Origin of the sequence: uncultured Campylobacter sp., from assembly GCF_938041645.1 — a bacterium.
In the GTDB taxonomy this organism is placed as follows: domain Bacteria; phylum Campylobacterota; class Campylobacteria; order Campylobacterales; family Campylobacteraceae; genus Campylobacter_B.
The window spans coordinates 23074-40981 of record NZ_CALIST010000067.1 but is presented as its reverse complement, the minus strand read 5'-3'; the positions used below and the strand labels follow the sequence as shown (position 1 = coordinate 40981).

Genomic DNA, 17908 nt, shown 5'->3' with positions numbered 1-17908 from the left:
TCGCGTTAAAGACAACCTAGAAAGGATACTTTATGAGGAAAATTTTTATCTCATTTATCTGTGCGTGTTCGCTTTTCAGCGGAGAGGTAATCTCTAAAACCGCTACGATCTCGCAAGACGGCAAAGCAATCGGCGAGGCTGAAATTTTAACGCCGATCGAGGTGATATCCAGCGATGGCGGCGTTACCAAGATTAAAATTAAAGGCGTCGTGAGCGAAAACTATCAGCTTCAGATCCAAAAAAATATGAAAGAAGCTGAAATTTACGCGATTTTTACGAACGAAGCCGAAGCAAATTTTAAAAAGGGCAAAAAGCTCGAGGACGATTACGGCGAGATCTGGTATGAGGCGGAGGGGATTTACGAGATCAGTTCGGATGCCGTAGCTAAGGACGCTAAGGCGCTTTATGCGGAGGCAAAGACGAACTACGAGCAGATCTGCTCGGCGTGTCACCGCTTGCATGAGCCAAAGAGCTTCACGGCAAATCAGTGGCCTGCAAATTTACAAGAGATGATCAATGCAAACTACGTAGCGCTCGAGGGCGACGAGCTAAATTTGATCATAAAATATCTACAACACAACGCAAAAAAACCTGAATGATAAAGGAGATCAGATGAAAAGGCGAGACTTTTTAAAGGCAGGGATTTTAGGCGCAAGCGCGGCAAGCGCTAGCAGGATCGAGGGGGTCACGCAGACGATTTTTGATAACAAAAAGGTATTCGGCGCAAATAGATTTGGCCCCTTTTGGCTAAATTTAAACTCGTCGCAGATCGTTTCGGTAAGCGAATTTGAGGGCGATAAATTTCCAAACACGATGAATTACAGCTTGCCCGATTCCGTGCAGAACGAAAACCGCGTGCTCTATCCGATGGTGCGCAAAAGCTATCTAAAGGCTAAAGGCGCGGCAAAGAGCGAACTGCGCGGCAAAGAGGAGTTCGTGCGGGTTAGCTGGGACACGGCCCTTGATCTAGCGGCGAAGGCTTTGAAAGAAAATTTCGACAAATACGGCGCCGAGGCGATCTACGGCGAGTGCTACTGGTGGGGCGGCAGCGGTAAGATCGGCTGGGGACGCACCGTAGCGCATCGAATGCTTAAAATTTTAGGCGGCTACGTAGAGGAAAGCGGCGATTACTCCACCGGCGCGGGGCTCGTCATCATGCCTCACGTGCTGGGCTCAAGCGCCGTTTACGACGCGCCTACTACGTGGAAAGCGATCGTCAAAAACGCTAAAAACGTCGTATTTTGGGCGACTGATCCTGCGGTAACCAATCAAATTTCATCCATTCCGCCTACGCACGACGGCTACATCGGCATGCAAGAGCTTAAAAAATCTGGCATCAAAACCTACAGCGTAAACGTGATGAGAAACGACACCGCGCGCTACTTCGGCAGCGAAGATATCATCGTGCGCCCAAATACCGACACCGCGCTCATCATCGGCATGTGCCATTATCTGTTTACGAACAACCTCTACGACGAGGAATTTATCAAAAAATACACCGTCGGATTTAATAAATTTAAAGCGTATTTTCTAGGCGAGAGCGATAAAATCGTGAAGGACGCAGCTTGGGCGAGCAAAATTTGCGGGCTTAGCGAGGAGACTATTGCGAAATTTGCTACGGCGCTTGCAAAGGAGCCGAGCACGATTTTAATCGGTCGCGGTTTGCAACGCGCCGATCACGGCGAGCAGCCTTTCTGGGCGCTCGTGGCGCTTAATGCGATGCTAGGACATATCGGCAAGGAGGGGCTCGGCTTTGAATTTAGCCTAGGCTACGGCTCTGCGGGCGCTACGAATAAGGTGGCTCCTATTTTAAAGGGACTTAGCACGCGCATAGATGAGAAATACGAAAACACGGGCTCTGCGCCTTGGAAAAGCGCGAAAAATATCACCATCCCGTCCTCTCGCAGTATCGAGGCGCTGGAGCATCCGGGCAAGCAGATCGATTACGACGGCACTAAAATCAAGCTGCCGCATATGAGAGTCGCGTATATGGCGTGCGGATCGATGTTCACGCGCCATCAAGACGTGAATAATATTGTGAGGCAGTGGCGTAAATTTGACACCGTCATCACCGCCGAGCCTTACTGGACGAGCACGGCGAAGCTTAGCGACATCGTGCTTCCCGTCGCGATCGAGGTCGAACGCAACGACATCAACCAAACGGGCGCTACGGGCGAATATATAGTCGCTTACAGGCCTGCAATCGAGCCGATGGGCGAGAGTAAGAGCGACTTTTGGATCTGCGAGCAGATCTGCAAGCGTTGGGGATACGGCGAGGTCTTTAGCGAGGGCAAGGACGAGCTAGGATGGATGAAGGAATTCTACGCCGATGCCGTAGAGCAAGCCAAAGGTCTGAATATAACGATGCCTAGCTTTGAGGAATTTTACGACAAGGGCTTCGTGCGCTTTGAAAAGGACGACGAGAGCAGCGCGCTATATACGCGCCTTGCGGCATTCCGCGAAAATCCCGCCAAAAACCGCTTAGGCACCCCGTCCGGCAAGATCGAGCTTTACTCACCAACGATCGCTAAGATGGGCTATGCCGACTGCCCGCCGATGCCTACTTGGATCGAGCCTAAGGAGTGGCTAGGCGATGCGAAAAAGACGGCGAAGTATCCGATCCACATCGTAAGTCCGCACTCTCGCTACCGCCTGCACAGCCAGCTAAACAACTCGATCATCAGAAATTTTGCCGAGGTTAGCGGCAGAGAGCCGGTGCTGATAAACCCAAAAGACGCCGAAGCTCGCGGGCTTGCGAACGGCGACATCGTGCGCGTTTTTAACAATCGCGGCGAAATTTTAGCGGGCGTGCTCGTTACCGACATCGTGCCCGAGCGCGTCGCAGCGATCTGCGAGGGCGCGTGGTACGATCCCGAGGTTTGGGGCGAGAAGAGCCTCTGCCAGCACGGCTGCGTAAACGTGCTAACCTTTGATAAAGGCACGTCAAGTCTCGCGCAAAGCAACTCGGCTCACACCGTGCTAGCGCAGATTGAGAAATTTAAGGGAGAGATTAAGCCGATACAGGCGTTTAGTAAACCTAAAATCTTACAATCTTTGTAGCGCGTTGTCTCGTGAGTGCTTTTTGCGGAGCTAGTAAAATTTCGGCTCGATGAACTATACGTTCTATCTACGCCGAAATTTTACGTCGCAACCACAAAAATCATCTCAAAATACTTCCGCTTGTCTTTTTGGCGGCGCATCGTCTCGCGAGCGTCTTTAAATGAGTTTGAAAATTTTGGACTGCGGCAGACTACTTGTCTAGCCTTAACTTAAAATTTCTGCACAACTCTCAAAATCATCTCGCGATACTTCCGCTTGTCTTTTCGCGCTCAAATTTGCAATTTGTTGAATTTGGGCGTAAATTTTGCGCGAACTAAAAACTCTGCTAGAATTCGCTCAAATTTAACCCAAAGGCCGCGCCGTGCAAATCTCAAGTTTGATCCGAAATTTTATCCGCAAACGCATCGTTTCAGAGTCTGTTTTGCTACCTTTTTTCTATCCTGATGAGGGCGAGTTTGAGAGCTTTCAGGAGGGATATAGGCTCGCTAGCCGCAAAACTGGCGAGGAGCTAGCAGACGACGCACCGGGCCAGTGGCGCAAGAGCTGGCGGGTCATCGCGCGTAACGGCATGGACGATCCGTTTTTCGTCGATTTTGCCCTCGGGGACGCCTCGCCCGTGTATTTTGCCTATCACGGCGCCGGCTCTTGGGAGCCGATTAAAGTCGCGGACGACATCGTTAAATTTGAAGAAATTTTAACCGCACTTGCCGCACTTGAGGCGCCTTGCTCGCTTGAAGCGATCGCGCCGTTTGCGGATTTAAACAACGAATTTTACCGCGAACTAGCAGACGACTACGCAATGAAAGATGAAGCGCGCGAGGAGCCCGAATATAAATATTTCAGCGTTTTCATCGAGGATCTGGGCGCGGACAAGGTAAAAACGCTCGTGTTTTTAAAGAAATTTTTTGAGGACGAGAGTTTTGCAGATACGAAAGATAGGACGCGAAATTTGCCGCTTTGCCTTTTTAGCGGCATAGAGGAGTCAGCGCTAGCGCTACAAGACAAACTTGCCTCGCTCGGAGTTAAATTTCACGCGTGGGAGATCTCTTTTAGCGAATTTATCGCGCGCCGTGGCTAAGCGAGCAAATTTTAAAATTTTTAACTCTCGCTATGGCTAAATTTAAAACTTAGCAGCAGGCGATCCTATATTTCATGCTCGTTCGCTTATTATTGCTGTGCGCTAACAGCTTTGCGTACGTTGGAGCGCAAATTAAAGCGTAAAATCAAAATGTAAAATTGAAGTAGAATTTTAAGTGCCCTACTTCGTTTTTTACTTGCAGTAGGGCAAATTTGCTTAAAGTAGTGAACTAAAGCGAGGCAAAAATTATCCAAACCTTGGATCTATTATCTTGCTCAGTTAGAGCAGCTGTTGCGAGCGACGAGCTCTGCAAAATCTAGGGCTGCGTCGTAGTCGGGCTCAGAGGCTATGTCGCTTACGAGCTCTTTATAAACCACAACGCCTGCGGTATCTATGACGAAGATTGCTCTGGCACTGAGACCTGCTAATGCGCCGCTGGCGATGAGAGTGCCGTAGCGGCGGCAAAATTCCTTATCGCGGAAATCGCTTGCAACGCGTAGATTTTTGATCCCCTCAGTCGTGCAAAACCTCCCCATCGCAAACGGTAAATCCATCGAAACGACGATTACTTCAGTGTTAGGAAGCGATGCGGCGCGCTCGTTGAACTTACGTGCCTCCGTCGCGCAGACGGGCGTATCTAGCGACGGCACGGCGACGATGATTTGCACGTGCTTGCCGCTAGCGATCTCGATTTCGCTTAGATCTTGAGCTACTAAACGCACTTGTGGCGCGCGATCGCCTAGATTTATCTCTTGCCCGCTTAGCTCTACGGGCTTTCCTTGAAATGTTACTGTTGGCATTTTTGTCCTTTGTTTTGAATTTGTAGCGGCGAATATACAAAAATTCCTTAAATTTCAGGTAAAATTGCTTTAAAAATCAAGGAGAGCAGATGGGCGAAGATATTTGGGGCAGCAGCAATCCTGCGTCGCTAGCCAGCATAAGACGTAAAAGCGGCGAAGAAAAAAAGTCCCTGGATGAGAAACCACAGGCGCAACCTGAGAATTTAGATTTAACGCAAGAAGCTCTTGCGGCGGATGATACTAGCGAGCAAAATTCCACGGCTCAGAATTCTATAGAGCAAAATTCTACTTTTACAAAACAGAATTTCACACCACAAAATTCTGCGGAGCAAAATTTATCTTTTGCAGCTCAAGGCCTAGATGAAGAAAATTCTATTTTGCGAGATTCTGCTGCGACAGGCTCTGGCGAGCAAGATTCTAACGCCAAAGGCTTGAATTCTACCGAGAATGCCGCAAACTCGCAGAATTTTACAGAGCAGAATTCCACTTGGCAAAATTTAGCTTCCTTAAATTCCGATAGAATTAACTCTACGCAAAGCTCAGCTAAGGTTTACGATCTAAATAAAGCCTACGTATTTTATATGTTCCTCGGGCCTTTCGGCGCGCATAGATTTTATCTTGGGAGTATAATCTCCGCGATTTTTCAGCTTTTAGGCGGGCTGCCATTTCTCATCTGGCTTTTTTTAGTAGTGGTTGCTGTCATATGGACGAGTATAGAAGGTAACGAGCTGTTGGCGCTTGTAAACTCATCTCGTCCGGATTTGGGCGTGCAAGCATCAGACCTAAAGGATATAGAACAGGGCTTTTTTCATTTTATGGTTATTTTCTCGGTGCCCAATGTTTTGTTTTTAATCTGGCTTGTTAGCGACTTTTTTAGGTTGCCTGATATGGTGCGAAAGCTAAATGTATCCGTAGGCGCGGGAGCAATCCTGTATGTTTATGCGGATGACGCTAAAGAGCAGAGCGAAAATCTATCTACTGCCAAAACTACCCTTTACATAGCGTTTGGGCTTGAGGCGTTAAATGCGGTAGGCAGATATATCAAGAATGTAGATAAAGTGGGCGCGTTGGAGGGTGTCGGACTTATATCGATGATATGCCTAGCTGTGGGGCTATATTTTTTAGCGCGCGCTATACGCAGCACCGATCTGCTATCAAACGCCGTGCTAGTCGGGGTTTCCTCGGCTATAAGCGCAGCAAGCACTATATTTGTAGGATTTGAATTGTTTAAACCATCAGTTTTTATGATAAGCATTTATTGCGTATGCACAGCGGTATATCTGATCTATCAGCTGCTAGTTAGTAAAGAGCTTTATGATTGTAGCGGAGAGAAAAACTATCTAAGAGCGTTTTATGTTATTGCAGCTACGGAGATAGTAACTCTAGTCTTGATAGCGCTTGACTCGCAGCTTTTCGCCTTAGTATTTGCCATAGGGTGGTTAGCTTCGGTAATTCTAAATGTTTCGGCGGTTTATGGCACTAGAGAGGTTACCGCTTCAAAAGGCGGCTACGGCCTAGTGCATCTGGCGCATCACGTAAAGCAGATGAACGGGCGGGAGTTTTAGGTATTTAAATTTAAGGGGCGATTAGTATAATCCTATATTATTTTAAAAAAGGAGTTTTAAATGACTTTTATGGAGTCTGTGCAAACTTGCGTAAAGCAAAAATACGCCGCATTTAGCGGGCGAGCATCGAGGTCGGAGTACTGGTGGTTTTTTCTATTTACCGTGCTTGGCGGGATTGTTTTGAGCTTGATAGATGGCGTTTTAGGCACTACGATAGGGTATAATCAAATAATAGCCGGCAAAATCGTCCATCAAGAAATCGGCATTATAGATGCGCTTTTTCAGCTAGCTATGCTAGTGCCAGCCATCGCCGTATCGGTCAGGCGACTACATGACACCGATAGAAGCGGCTGGTTTTTTCTGCTTATTTTAACGCCGATCGTGGGTGCTTTTTTCGGCGATATCGGGCTTTTGGTATCATTTGTGGGTTGGATAGCTGCTTGTATTTTTCGTGCAGCGCGGCGATAGCGGGTCCAATCGCTTCGGATACGATCCGCTATGATAAAGCTCTAAAACTTTGCGGAATTTAGAATTCTAAAATTCCGTGCAGATAAAATTCTTTGTATTATCACTTAAAATTCTACGCATAAGCACTTTGCAGCGCTAAATTTTTCTTCAAATAAGCTTTGGAAATCCTCTTTAATTGATTGCCATTATCTGTAACTTAGAATTTTTATATTATAATGGCTCTTAAAATTTTATTTTAGAAAGGATAAAAATGAAAGAGAGAATCGAGGCGCTGTTTGCGCAAAACCCTAAAATTTCGATCGCGCAGATCTGCAAAGAGCTCGGCGCCAAGGAGATCGACGTGCTGCTAAACTTGCCCGAGCGCTTCGGAAAGAGCGCCGGCGGCGATAAATTCGGCGAGGTCATTAGGGAGCTTGAGAGCTGGGGCGAGGTGCTTTTTGTGAAAAATACGCCGAGCTTCATCATCGAGTTTAAAACCAAGATCCCAAGCGGCAAGAGCGCGCAGGGATATTATAATTTCGGCATGGGCGCAAACGGCGATGAGGCACATGGGCTGGGCATTTTGGGAGGTCATCTAAAGACGGATGAGATCGATAAGATTATCCTCGTGACGCAGACTTTCATGGGCATGCTCTCGAAATTCGTGGGCTTTTACGACAAAGCGGGCGAAAATATCTTTAAAATTTACGTCTCGCGCGATGAGAAAGGACAGCTTCTAGCCGAGCAAGACGCGAAATTTGAGGCGCTAAAAGTCGCGATTTAGCGCTCGCACAAAACTCGTCTTGCGCGGTTTGCGTAAAATTTACTCTTGTCGGGTATTTAAGCTTGATCTCGCCTTTTGCGCGCGAGATCAAATCCGTAAAATTCTACTGCGAAATAACACTCGCGCGCCTCTATGCGCTCGCGCAAGACCCGCCTTGCTCTGCTCGCTCATCGCTTGCTTAACGGCGCGTTGAAATTCTACGGGGCGCCAACCAAGGCGCTTTAAGCTAGCCAATAAGCTTTCGGGCAAAATTTTAAATTATCGTTAATGATGAAATTCCAAACTCGCCTCGTCGCTATTTGCGTCTTAAGGGCGTTTGGAATTTCACTAGCCCGGGCTAGCGTCTGCCTTATCTGAAACGGAATTTTGCCGCCTCAAATGGATAGCCCTTTCAAATTTTCTCTCAACAATTTACTACTAAATTTTCAAAAATTTTATTTATATTGTCTTTGTACTGCTTATCGTCAAACTCTAAATTATTATTCGCAATCTTCCGCCCAGTAATATCTCCGAGCTCTATAAGATATTGCTTGAACTTTTCTAAAAATTTATCTACGTTCGCCTTTTTATCGGAGCCCCACTCATCTGAGCTAAAATGAAAATACGCGATAATTTTTTTGCTTTTAAGATAATATTTCGGCTGGTAAATTCTCGATTTCGGAAAATATCTCGATACTTCCCCGCTCAAACAAAGGCAAATATCGATCTTTTGTAGAGACTCCATTTCAAAGTTGCTAAAAACCCTTTTAATCTCTTGCCTTGCCACTCTTATAATATCCGGCATATAGATCGGCACATCATCCGCCCCGCCGATAACGGCATTTATGTTAAATTTCACACGGCACCTCGTCCTTAAATTATAAAGTGATATTATTCAAAATTTCGGCTCATTATATCATCTTCATAATATTTATTGGGTGCTGAAGCTACGGAGTTTTGAAATCGATATATTTTTTATCAAAATAGACCCGAATGAAGATTAAATTTTATAAAATCTATCATTTTAATTTCATATCTCAAAAACTTTCCGCCGCTACGCAAAGAGCGTTAAATTTTAAAATTGAAATTTTATACGTTAAGCTTAAAGCTTATAAAACTCCGATATTTAGGGCAATACAGGTCTGAATTTTTATCTTTTATTGCTATAATTCCCTCATAAATTTAAATCTTAAGATTAAAAAGTATTCTTAAGAATTTTATAAGGCGGAGGAGATCTTGAATAGATTGATCTTAAAGGTTTACGCGTGGCAAAATACCGCCACGCCGTGGTTTTGGCTCTTTGTGATAAGCGCAGGCTATCTTGCGACATCATATTTTTTCTTTCAGCGCTGCCTTTTTATGTCGCCTACGCAAATGGGCGCCCTCGTGCGTCTGGGCTTTGCCGTAGCGGGCGTAGGCGCGCTCATCGGCTTGCTGCTGCCGTTTGGCTTCATAGCAAGGCTCATTGCTTACCTGCTTGGCTTTGTAGGCACGATATACGGCTATTTACAAAGCTCCGCGCCGCACCCCGCCGCAGATACGGCAAATTGCCTCTCGTCACCTGCATTTCCTTTTGCGGCGCCGCTTGATAGCCTGCTGCCGGAGTTATTTCGCCCCGCAAGCTGCACGGGCACCCCGTCCTTTCCCGCGGGCACCGCGCTTAGCGATGTGCAGAGCTTTTTCGGCGGATTTTACGGCGAGGGGTTCTATCTGGTGCCGAGTATCAAATTCGCAGACGCGGCGCAGTGCGCGCAGGTAGCGTTTGCGGCATTCGCGGCTGTTTTGGCCGTGATGTTTGCGAGCTTTTTATACGGCAGATTTACGAGAAGTTTTTAAAATTTTAAGAAAGGATAAGCATGAAGTTTTTAAATTCTATTGCGGCTGCGGCGGCTCTTGCGGCTGTGATCGCAAGCTGTGCAAACGCCGAGGTTAAGGCGGGCGAGACGCTTTACGGCACGGTGCTAAAGCAGGTAAGCGTAAGCGGCGATTTGTCGCACAAGGACGGCAGGCTGCTGCCCACAAACGCCATAGAGGTCTTGGAGGTCAAGGACGGAGCGGTGAAATTTTCGCTCACAGGCTATCAAAATCCAAAGGCGCCCAACGTTATTTATTTCACGCCTAAAGCGCGCATAATCGCGGTGGCGTTTTCGAAGCAGGCTAAATTTCAAAGCGAGAGCTTGGGCGAAGAGGACGGCTTTAATAAGGTTAAGATAACCGCCTACACCGACTATGGCGCGCTAAGCGGCGACGTGGATAAAATTTTCGCGGGCGCTAAGGAGAAATTTGAGGCCTCGTGTAGCGTCTGTCACGCTCTGCACCAGCCCGCCGATTACGAAGCCAACAGATGGCCGGGCTACATCAAATCGATGCTTTCGCGCACGCCTATCAGCAAGGATGAGAGCTGGACGGTGGTGCAGTATCTGCAAAAGCACTCCAAGGACGTAAATTTAAAGGATATGAAATGAAAAGACGAAATTTTTTAAAGCTCGGCGCGGCGGTCTCGGCGCTTCCGCTCATTCCAAGCTCGATGCTCGCGGCGGATAAACTCACCGCGCTTAAGAAAAACGGCGAAATTTTAACCGCGGCGCGGTGGGGAATTTTAAAAGCGAGCGTTAAAAACGGCAAGATCGTAAAATCCGCGCCGTGGAAGATCACCTCTAAAATTCCAAATACTCTTCAAAATACGATGGCGGATCTTGTTTACAACGCGCGCATCAAAGCGCCGATGGTGCGAAAATCTTACCTCGCCGATCCCGATAATCCAAAGCCCGAGCTTCGAGGGCTTGACGAATGGGTCGAATTAAAATATGAAGACGCGATCAAGCTCGTCGCACGCGAGCTTAAAAAGACACGCGAGCAAAAGGGCGCAGACTCGGTGTTTGCCGGCAGCTATGGCTGGCAAAGTACGGGCAACGTGCATGTCTCAAGGACGCTGCTTCATAGATTTATGAACTTAAGCGGCGGCTTTACGGGCGTCACGGGCGATTACTCTACGGGCGCGGCCCAGGTCATCATGCCGCACGTAACGGGCTCAAATCAGGTCTATGAGCAGCAAACCTCGTGGCCCGTGGTGCTTGAAAACTCCAAAGTAGTGGTCTTTTGGGGGCTCAATCCGATCTCTACGCTTCGCGTGGCGTGGACGAGCTCGGACGAGCAGGGATTTAAGTATTTCGAGCAGCTAAAAAACAGCGACAAAGAGATCATCATCATCGATCCGATCAAAACCGTAAGCGGCAAGTATTTCGAGGGTAAAGCGCGATGGATCGCCCCTCGCCCTAACACCGACGTAGCGATGATGCTAGGCATGGCGCAGCATCTCTACTCGCAGGGCAAGTACGATAAGGAATTTTTACAAAACTATACCGTGGGCTTTGAAAAATTCGTGCCGTACCTCACGGGGCAGAGCGACGGCGTGGCTAAGACGCCGGAGTGGGCTAGTGAAATTTGCGGCATTAGCGCGGATGTGATAAAAGAGCTTGCGATAAAATTTTACGAAAATCGCACGATGATAATGGCGGGTTGGGGTATCCAGCGCGCTCATCACGGCGAGCAGGCACACTGGATGATCGTAACTCTATGCGCGATGCTAGGACAGATCGGACTTGCAGGAGGGGGCTTCGGCTTTAGCTATCATTACGCTAACGGCGGCGCGCCTACCTGCGCGGGCGGCGTAATCGGCGGAATGAACGCGGCAAGCGTCGGCGTCGTTAAGGACGGCAAATTCCTAGGGCTTGCGCAGGATCAGAAGCAAGGCGGCGAAGCAGCCCAAGCATGGCTGGTAAATACGGCGAAGGTCGCCTTTCCTCTAGCTCGTATCGCGGACGCGCTACTAAATCCTGGCAAGACGATCGACGCAAATGGCGCAAAGATCACCTATCCGCAGATCGACTTCATCTACTGGGTCGGCGGAAATCCTATCGTACATCACCAAGACACCAACACCAACATCAAGGCTTGGCGCAAGCCGCGCACCATCGTAGTGAATGAAATTTACTGGACGCCGACTGCTAAGATGGCGGACATCGTGTTTCCGACCACGACTCAGTATGAGCGCAACGACATCACGATGAGCGGAGACTACTCCAATATGCATATAATCCCGATGAAGCAGGTCGTCGCCAAGCAGCACGGCGCGAAGGACGATTATCAAATTTTTACCGACCTTTGCAAGGCTTATGCAGACGGACTTGCCGAGGTTTATACGGACGGCGGCAAAACGGAGATGGATTGGATCAAAGAATTTTACGAAGGGGCAGCTAGCGCCGTGAACGCAAACACCGCTTTAGGCATTCAGATGCCGAGTTTTGAGCAGTGGTGGGAGAAAAACGAGCCGACGGAATTTTACGAAACGCCAGAGAGTGCTGCGTACGTGAGCTTTGAGGATTTTAGAAATGATCCCGTTTTGGAGGCTTTGGGAACGCCTAGCGGGCTGATTGAAATTTACTCCGATACGATTGCTGCGATGAACTACAAAGACTGCGGCGCGCATCCGATGTGGTTCGAGCCCGTTGAGTGGCTCGGGATGAAAGATAAGCCTGCGAAATTTCACCTGCTTAGCCTGCATCCGCTCGATCGCTTGCATTCGCAGCAGAGCAACACCTCAAATCGCAAGAGATACGCCGTCGCAGATCGCGAGCCGGTACTGATCAATACCGAGGACGCTAAGGAGCTCGGTATCAAGCAGGGCGATCTGGTGCGCGTGTATAACGCTCGCGGCGAAATTTTAGCAGGTGCGAACGTAAGCGACGACATAATGCGCGGCGTGGTGCAGATCTTCGAAGGCGCGTGGTACGATCCTAACGCCGAGGGGCTTTGCAAAAACGGAAATCCGAACGTGCTTACGATCGATCTTCCTACGAGCGAGCTTGCCAACGGCAATATTGCGCACACGGCGCTGGTAGATATCGAGCTTTATAAACACAAGGCGGGCGAGGATATCAAACTAACCGCGTTTATGCCGCCTAAAGGAGCGAAGTAGGGATTGGGAGCGGTTTAGGTTTTAAGACTGGCTCATTGCTGGCTTGGACTAGATACGCCAATCCTCTACAGGCTTTAGCCAAACTCGCCGTGGTTTTGCTACGGCGAGGCATATCGATTTCGACTTGCCGCGGCTTTATATAGTCGCGGCTGTGTATCGGGACCAATTTGCTTGCTACAGCCTCGAGACTTCAACGATAGGTTACGGAGCTGATTTAAATTTTATAGCCTTGCGCTTGTAGTATGACTGAGTTGATTTTGACTTATCGTAACTTTGAGCTGTGGCAGGCTGGAGATAACAGCAAGCAATATTTGCCTCGCCGCCCTACTCTCTATTTGCTCGTGAAATTCTCGCTAAATTTAAGAACTCGCCGTTTGGACTAGAATTTCAATCCAAACTAAAAAATCGCCTAAGCTTCCATTTAAAATTTTTCTTCGGAATTTGTGTATCACTAAAATCGTCGCTGTAAATTTCGTTTTTATCGGTGAAATAGCCGCTATTTTGAGCCTGCGGTATAAAGTCGGTCCGATCTTCTATTTTTACGTTTAGCGCCTTGAAATATTGCAGTAGCTCATTATACTCTTTTGCAGATATGGCATTTATTAAAAAGTAATTTCTATTGTTAAATTTAACGACAAAATTTCTTTTTAACAGCCAAAGGGGCTCCGAGCTCTTTTTGAGCTTGTAAATTTTATACGGCAGAGCAAATATTAAATATAGCATTAGATGCTTTATATAAAGAGCAAGTTTGCCTATATGAACGCCTATGCTTGAATATCTATATAACTCATACGAGCTTAAATAATGGAACCTGCCGTAAGAGTTTTCTAGTTCGCATACTACGCAGAAATGAACGCTAGATATATTTGCGGACGGATCGGGGGCTATTTTGGTTTCGGAAATTATGCTATCTTTCATATCTATATTTTCGACGTAGCGGATCAGGCTGTTTGAAAAATAAAAATAGCTCGGATTTTTAGAAAAATTTTGCTCCGCCGAAATTCTTAGCCGTATGAAAGAATATGTCACAAAAATTAAAGAAACGATACCGAAAGCGCTAAATTTCCCCGTAGTGCCGGTCGTAATCAGATCATAACTTAAAAGCAAAAAACACAATATGCAAGTAAATATATTCCAAGAAAATACATGATAGACGGTGTAATCGTTTATGATCAACGGCTCCTTATCATAGTCCCTCATAAAATCCTCGTTTTGTAAATTTTGGCGCATTTTATCGTTTGGGTGCTTACGAAGCATTTAAAATTTTATCTTAGCGGCAGTTTCGATGTGTATTTGGCGGGGCGCGAAATGACGGATAGAAATTTAAAGGCAAAAGGCGGCTTTAGCCTCGGTAATCTCGCCATTTTGCGAACCGCAAAAGCTGCATTATCGAAGCAAATTTAATCCGCAAATTTCGCTATCAAATTTACAGATTTTAAAGAAGGCTCGGCAAAATTGCTTTAAAGTAAACTCGGCAAAACCGTGCAAGGCAAGCTCTACGAAATCACTCAAGGCGAGCATGTCACGCAAAACAATCAAATTTCGTCGAAACAATCAAAATTTATCGAAACGATAAAATTTTGCCGAAACGCCCTGATCTCGCCGAATTCCGCCGAGCGAACCCTGCCGAGCCCAAAAGTCAAGCAACTAAAATTTACTCCTTCGGCGCTATCATATCCTCAGGCACCACCCACGCGTCAAATTCCTCGGCGGTCAGTATGCCCGATTTTATCGCCTCCTCGCGCAGCGTCGTGCCGTTATGATGCGCGGTTTTGGCGATCTTGGCGGCATTTGCGTAGCCGATGTGTGGATTTAGCGCGGTTACGAGCATCAGGCTTTCGTGCAGCAGTTTGTCGATTTTAGCCTCGTTTGCCGTGATTCCGCAAGCGCAGTGTTTCTCAAAGCTGTTCATCGCGTCGCTTAGCAGGCGGATGCTTTGAATGAGATTGTACGTAAGCACCGGCTTAAAGACGTTTAGCTCGAAGTTGCCCTGGCTTGCCGCGACGGAAATCGCGACATGGTTGCCCATCACCTGCACGGCGACCATCGTGACGGCTTCGCACTGCGTCGGGTTTACCTTGCCCGGCATTATCGAGCTTCCCGGCTCGTTTTCGGGGATGTTTATCTCGCCGATGCCGCATCTTGGTCCGCTTGCTAACCAGCGCACGTCGTTTGCGATCTTCATCAAATTTGCCGCCAGGCCGTTTAGCGCGCCGCTTAAAAACACCTCGGCATCGTGGCTGGTTAGGCCGTGAAATTTATTCGGATGGGATTTAAATTTAAACGCCGTGCCCGTTAGCGCGTTTAGCTCGTCGCTTACCATCTCGCTAAATTTCGGGTGCGAGTTTAGCCCCGTGCCCACCGCGGTGCCGCCGATGGCAAGCTCCTGCAAAAACGGCACGGTAGCGAGGATCTGCGCCTTGCTCGCCTTTAGCATATGCGCGTAACCGCTAAATTCCTGCCCGAGCGTGAGTGGCGTGGCGTCTTGTAGGTGAGTGCGGCCGATCTTTACGATCCCCGCAAACTCGGCGGTCTTTTTATCCAGCGTCGCTTCAAGCTTTTCGATCGCTGGCAGCAGCTTTTTTTGAAGCTCCAGCACAAAGGCTATTCGCATCGCCGTAGGATAGGTGTCGTTTGAGCTCTGGCCTTTATTTACGTGATCGTTTGGATGCACGAATTTTGCGTCTTTAACGTCCAGTGCCACCTTATCGCGAAAATTTAACCCCAAAATCTCCATTGCGCGGTTTGAAACGACCTCGTTTAAATTCATATTCGACTGCGTGCCCGAGCCCGTCTGCCACACGACTAGAGGGAAATTTCCGTCCAGTTTGCCGTTTAAAATTTCATCGCACGCCTGCGCTATCGCCTCGGTGCGAGGCTCGTCTAGGCGGCCTAGCTTACGATTAACAAGTGCGCACGCCTTTTTTAGATAGGCAAAGCCCTCTATGACCTCTTTAGGCATCGTCTCCAGCCCTACTCCGATCTCGAAATTTTCATGGCTACGCTGCGTCTGCGCACCCCAATATTTCTCATTCGGAACCTTAACCTCGCCCATCGTGTCTTTTTCGATACGAAATTCCATAACTAATCCTTTCTAAGAGAAATTTCGGAATTTTAATTTTAGACGGCGACATACTATTCGCTGCAGCTCGAAATGCTTTGCCGATTAAGTTTTACCGCTATTTTGATCGCTTCAGAGCCTGCGCCGAAATTTTTGCGCCACGCTCAAAGCGACCGGATTTACGCACGCCGCACCGAATGTGCCTCATCTCTACTCGTTTTTATTCTCGTCTCTTTCTTGCAGTTCCTGTTCGCACCTTTTGGTGACTTTTACGAGCGAGACCCTAGTGCCGTCCATTCGCAGCACTTCATAGTCGCAGTTTTCATCGCTTATTTTATCGCCGATTTCAGGTAGGCTGCCGAAGAGATTAAAGACGTAGCCGCCGATCGTGAGCTGCTCGGTCTCCTCATCGAAGTCGATGCCCATCACCTCCTCGACGTCTTCGATCTCGAAGCGCCCTCTAAACTCAAAGGTATTTTCGTCGATGCGTTTGAAATTTTGCGCATTCGCGTCGTGTTCGTCGTTGATGTCGCCGAAAATTTCTTCGATTATATCTTCCATCGTCAAAAATCCCGCCGTGCCGCCGTATTCGTCGATGACGAGCGCGGCAAACACGCGCTGTTTGTTCATCATCGGTAAAATTTTAGAGATCGGGCTGTTTTCGGGCACGATGATGAGCTTGCGCACGATCTTGTCGAAGCTTTTGCCGCCCTTTTGCTGGATGATGTCGCGGATGTGGATGAGGCCTAGGACGTTGTCCTTGCTGCCGTCAATATACGGAAAGCGCGTAAATCTAGACTGCAAGACGGTGTCGTAGTTCTCCTCGTAGCTTGCCTGCTTGTTTAGGCAAATTAGATCGCGGCGCGGCGTCATTATCTCTTTAGCGACCGTGTCGCTGAAATCGACGGCGTTTTTGATGATCTCGGTCTCCAGGCTATCGAGCACGCCGCCTTTTAGGCTCTCGCTTGCGATGATTTTGATCTCTTCGTCCGAAAGCGCGAGCTCGCTCTCTTTGGCGGGCTTTACGCCGATTATTTTAAGCGAAACGGCGGCGATGAAGTCAAACGCCTTGATGATCGGGAAAAACATAATCCAAAAAATATGAAGCGGTCTGGAGATAAAAAGCACGATCTTCTCGGTTTTAGCAATAGCGATGGATTTTGGCACCAGCTCGCCGAGCACGACGTGAAATAGCGTAACGAGCGTAAAAGATATGACGAAGGCGATCGTATGCGCCGCCGCTCCGCCGCCTATGCCGATGGATCTTAGTGGCAGCTCGATCAGTCTCGATACCGCGGGCTCACCGATCCAGCCGAGGGCTAGCGAGCTTATCGTAATGCCTAGCTGAGTGGCGCTGAGATAGGTGTCAAGGGAGTTTGAAATTTTAAAAGCGAGCTTTGCGTTTGGAATTTTATCCTTGATAAGCTCTTCGAGGCGAGACTTTCTTACTTTGACGATTGAGAATTCCGAAAGAACAAAAAAAGCATTCATAAAGATGAATACAAAAGCTAAAACTAACATTAAAACCGAACTGTCCGTGTCCAAATTTTTTATCCTTTGAAATTTAAAAATAAATATTTATGATTATATCCAAAAACGCTTTAAAATCCAAAAGGTGCGGAAAATACCTCGCGGCCCGCTCGTAGAATTTCGCGAAGTTGAAATTTTACTTCTATTATCGCACGAAATTTCATCTGCCCGCGCGAGACTTGCCGCTGCGCAAAATAGCGTTAAAATCTGCTGCCTAGCCGAATAAATTTTATTTTCATGCCTGACTGCGGCTGCAAAATTTTGTTTGCATACGACCATAGCGAAATTCTATCTGCGTCCAAAGGGGTAGAATTTTGCTCTAAATTTAATCGCGCTTAAAATCGTAAAATTTCGCGCCGTAAAATTCTGTAGCTACGGACATTTCGGCCTCCTGCGCGGCGGAATTTTGCCTAGTGCTTGCGTTTTGAAATGAAATTTTGTCTAGGCGCGATTTTGTTTATCGTGCGTTTTAACGGAATTTCGCGGCGATTTAGAATTTTGCGCCGCGGCAGACCTTTGTTGCGGCGAGATTTTATCGCGATAGAGCTTATGCGCGGCGGCGGATAATCCTAGCGCCACGCGCAAGCCCATTAAGAAATTTAAATGCGACGATAAAACCTGCTACT

General features: G+C 47.7%; 14 protein-coding genes. 9 read left to right on the top strand and 5 right to left on the bottom strand.

The genetic code is table 11. The annotated features are described in order from the left end of the window. The first annotated feature begins 32 nt into the window (after positions 1-32). From Q0600_RS09840 to Q0600_RS09830, 3 genes are all read left to right on the top strand, one after another. Positions 33-599 (top strand): hypothetical protein, encoded by a 567-nt coding sequence (locus Q0600_RS09840; protein WP_298759799.1) that lies wholly within the window; start codon positions 33-35, stop codon positions 597-599. 13 nt (positions 600-612) lie between these two features. After that, positions 613-3060, top strand: a complete 2448-nt coding sequence (locus tag Q0600_RS09835; RefSeq protein WP_298759797.1) for a molybdopterin-dependent oxidoreductase — start codon at positions 613-615, stop codon at positions 3058-3060. Between the two features lie 361 nt (positions 3061-3421). Further along, positions 3422-4138, top strand: coding sequence for a hypothetical protein (locus tag Q0600_RS09830; RefSeq protein ID WP_298759795.1), 717 nt, complete (start codon positions 3422-3424; stop codon positions 4136-4138). Positions 4139-4413: 275 nt separating this feature from the next. Here Q0600_RS09830 and tpx read toward each other — a convergent pair whose 3' ends face one another. Beyond that, entirely contained in the window at positions 4414-4938 is a 525-nt protein-coding gene (gene tpx / locus Q0600_RS09825) for a thiol peroxidase (RefSeq protein ID WP_005872978.1), read from the bottom strand. Positions 4939-5027: 89 nt separating this feature from the next. On the opposite strand from tpx, the gene Q0600_RS09820 reads away from it, so the two are divergent. The 3 genes from Q0600_RS09820 (at position 5028) to hutX (ending at position 7734) form a co-directional block, all read left to right on the top strand. Beyond that, positions 5028-6503, top strand: a complete 1476-nt coding sequence (locus tag Q0600_RS09820; protein ID WP_298759793.1) for an NINE protein — start codon at positions 5028-5030, stop codon at positions 6501-6503. 60 nt (positions 6504-6563) lie between these two features. After that, entirely contained in the window at positions 6564-6971 is a 408-nt protein-coding gene (locus tag Q0600_RS09815; protein WP_298759790.1) for a DUF805 domain-containing protein, read from the top strand. A 250-nt stretch (positions 6972-7221) separates the two neighbouring features. Then, a complete protein-coding gene (gene hutX / locus Q0600_RS09810) occupies positions 7222-7734 on the top strand; it encodes a heme utilization cystosolic carrier protein HutX (protein WP_297987652.1) in 513 nt (170 codons plus the stop codon). 403 nt (positions 7735-8137) lie between these two features. Here the strand turns inward: hutX and Q0600_RS09805 are convergent, their stop codons facing one another. Beyond that, complete coding sequence (locus tag Q0600_RS09805; protein WP_298759787.1) at positions 8138-8572, bottom strand: Imm12 family immunity protein; 435 nt, start codon at positions 8570-8572, stop codon at positions 8138-8140. 377 nt (positions 8573-8949) lie between these two features. Here Q0600_RS09805 and Q0600_RS09800 point away from each other — a divergent pair, with 377 nt between their 5' ends. From Q0600_RS09800 to Q0600_RS09790, 3 genes are read left to right on the top strand one after another with little or no spacing between them, the layout of a single operon-like run. Further along, on the top strand, positions 8950-9549 hold the full coding sequence (locus tag Q0600_RS09800; protein ID WP_298759784.1) for a disulfide bond formation protein B: 600 nt from the start codon (positions 8950-8952) through the stop codon (positions 9547-9549). A 20-nt stretch (positions 9550-9569) separates the two neighbouring features. Then, positions 9570-10178 carry a cytochrome C gene (locus Q0600_RS09795; RefSeq protein WP_298759781.1) on the top strand — a complete coding sequence of 203 codons (609 nt, stop codon included), beginning with the start codon at positions 9570-9572 and terminating at the stop codon, positions 10176-10178. After that, entirely contained in the window at positions 10175-12691 is a 2517-nt protein-coding gene (locus tag Q0600_RS09790) for a molybdopterin guanine dinucleotide-containing S/N-oxide reductase (RefSeq protein ID WP_298759779.1), read from the top strand. The genes Q0600_RS09795 and Q0600_RS09790 overlap by 4 nt, the downstream gene beginning before the upstream one ends. A 387-nt stretch (positions 12692-13078) precedes the next feature. Here Q0600_RS09790 and Q0600_RS09785 read toward each other — a convergent pair whose 3' ends face one another. From Q0600_RS09785 to Q0600_RS09775, 3 genes are all read right to left on the bottom strand, one after another. Further along, the gene (locus Q0600_RS09785) at positions 13079-13891 is read right to left on the bottom strand and encodes a hypothetical protein (protein ID WP_298759776.1); all 813 of its coding nucleotides are present in this window, start codon (positions 13889-13891) and stop codon (positions 13079-13081) included. Between the two features lie 454 nt (positions 13892-14345). Further along, positions 14346-15773 (bottom strand): class II fumarate hydratase, encoded by a 1428-nt coding sequence (gene fumC, locus Q0600_RS09780; protein WP_298759773.1) that lies wholly within the window; start codon positions 15771-15773, stop codon positions 14346-14348. A 189-nt stretch (positions 15774-15962) separates the two neighbouring features. Continuing rightward, on the bottom strand, positions 15963-17273 hold the full coding sequence (locus Q0600_RS09775; RefSeq protein WP_298759864.1) for a hemolysin family protein: 1311 nt from the start codon (positions 17271-17273) through the stop codon (positions 15963-15965). Positions 17274-17908 lie beyond the last annotated feature (635 nt).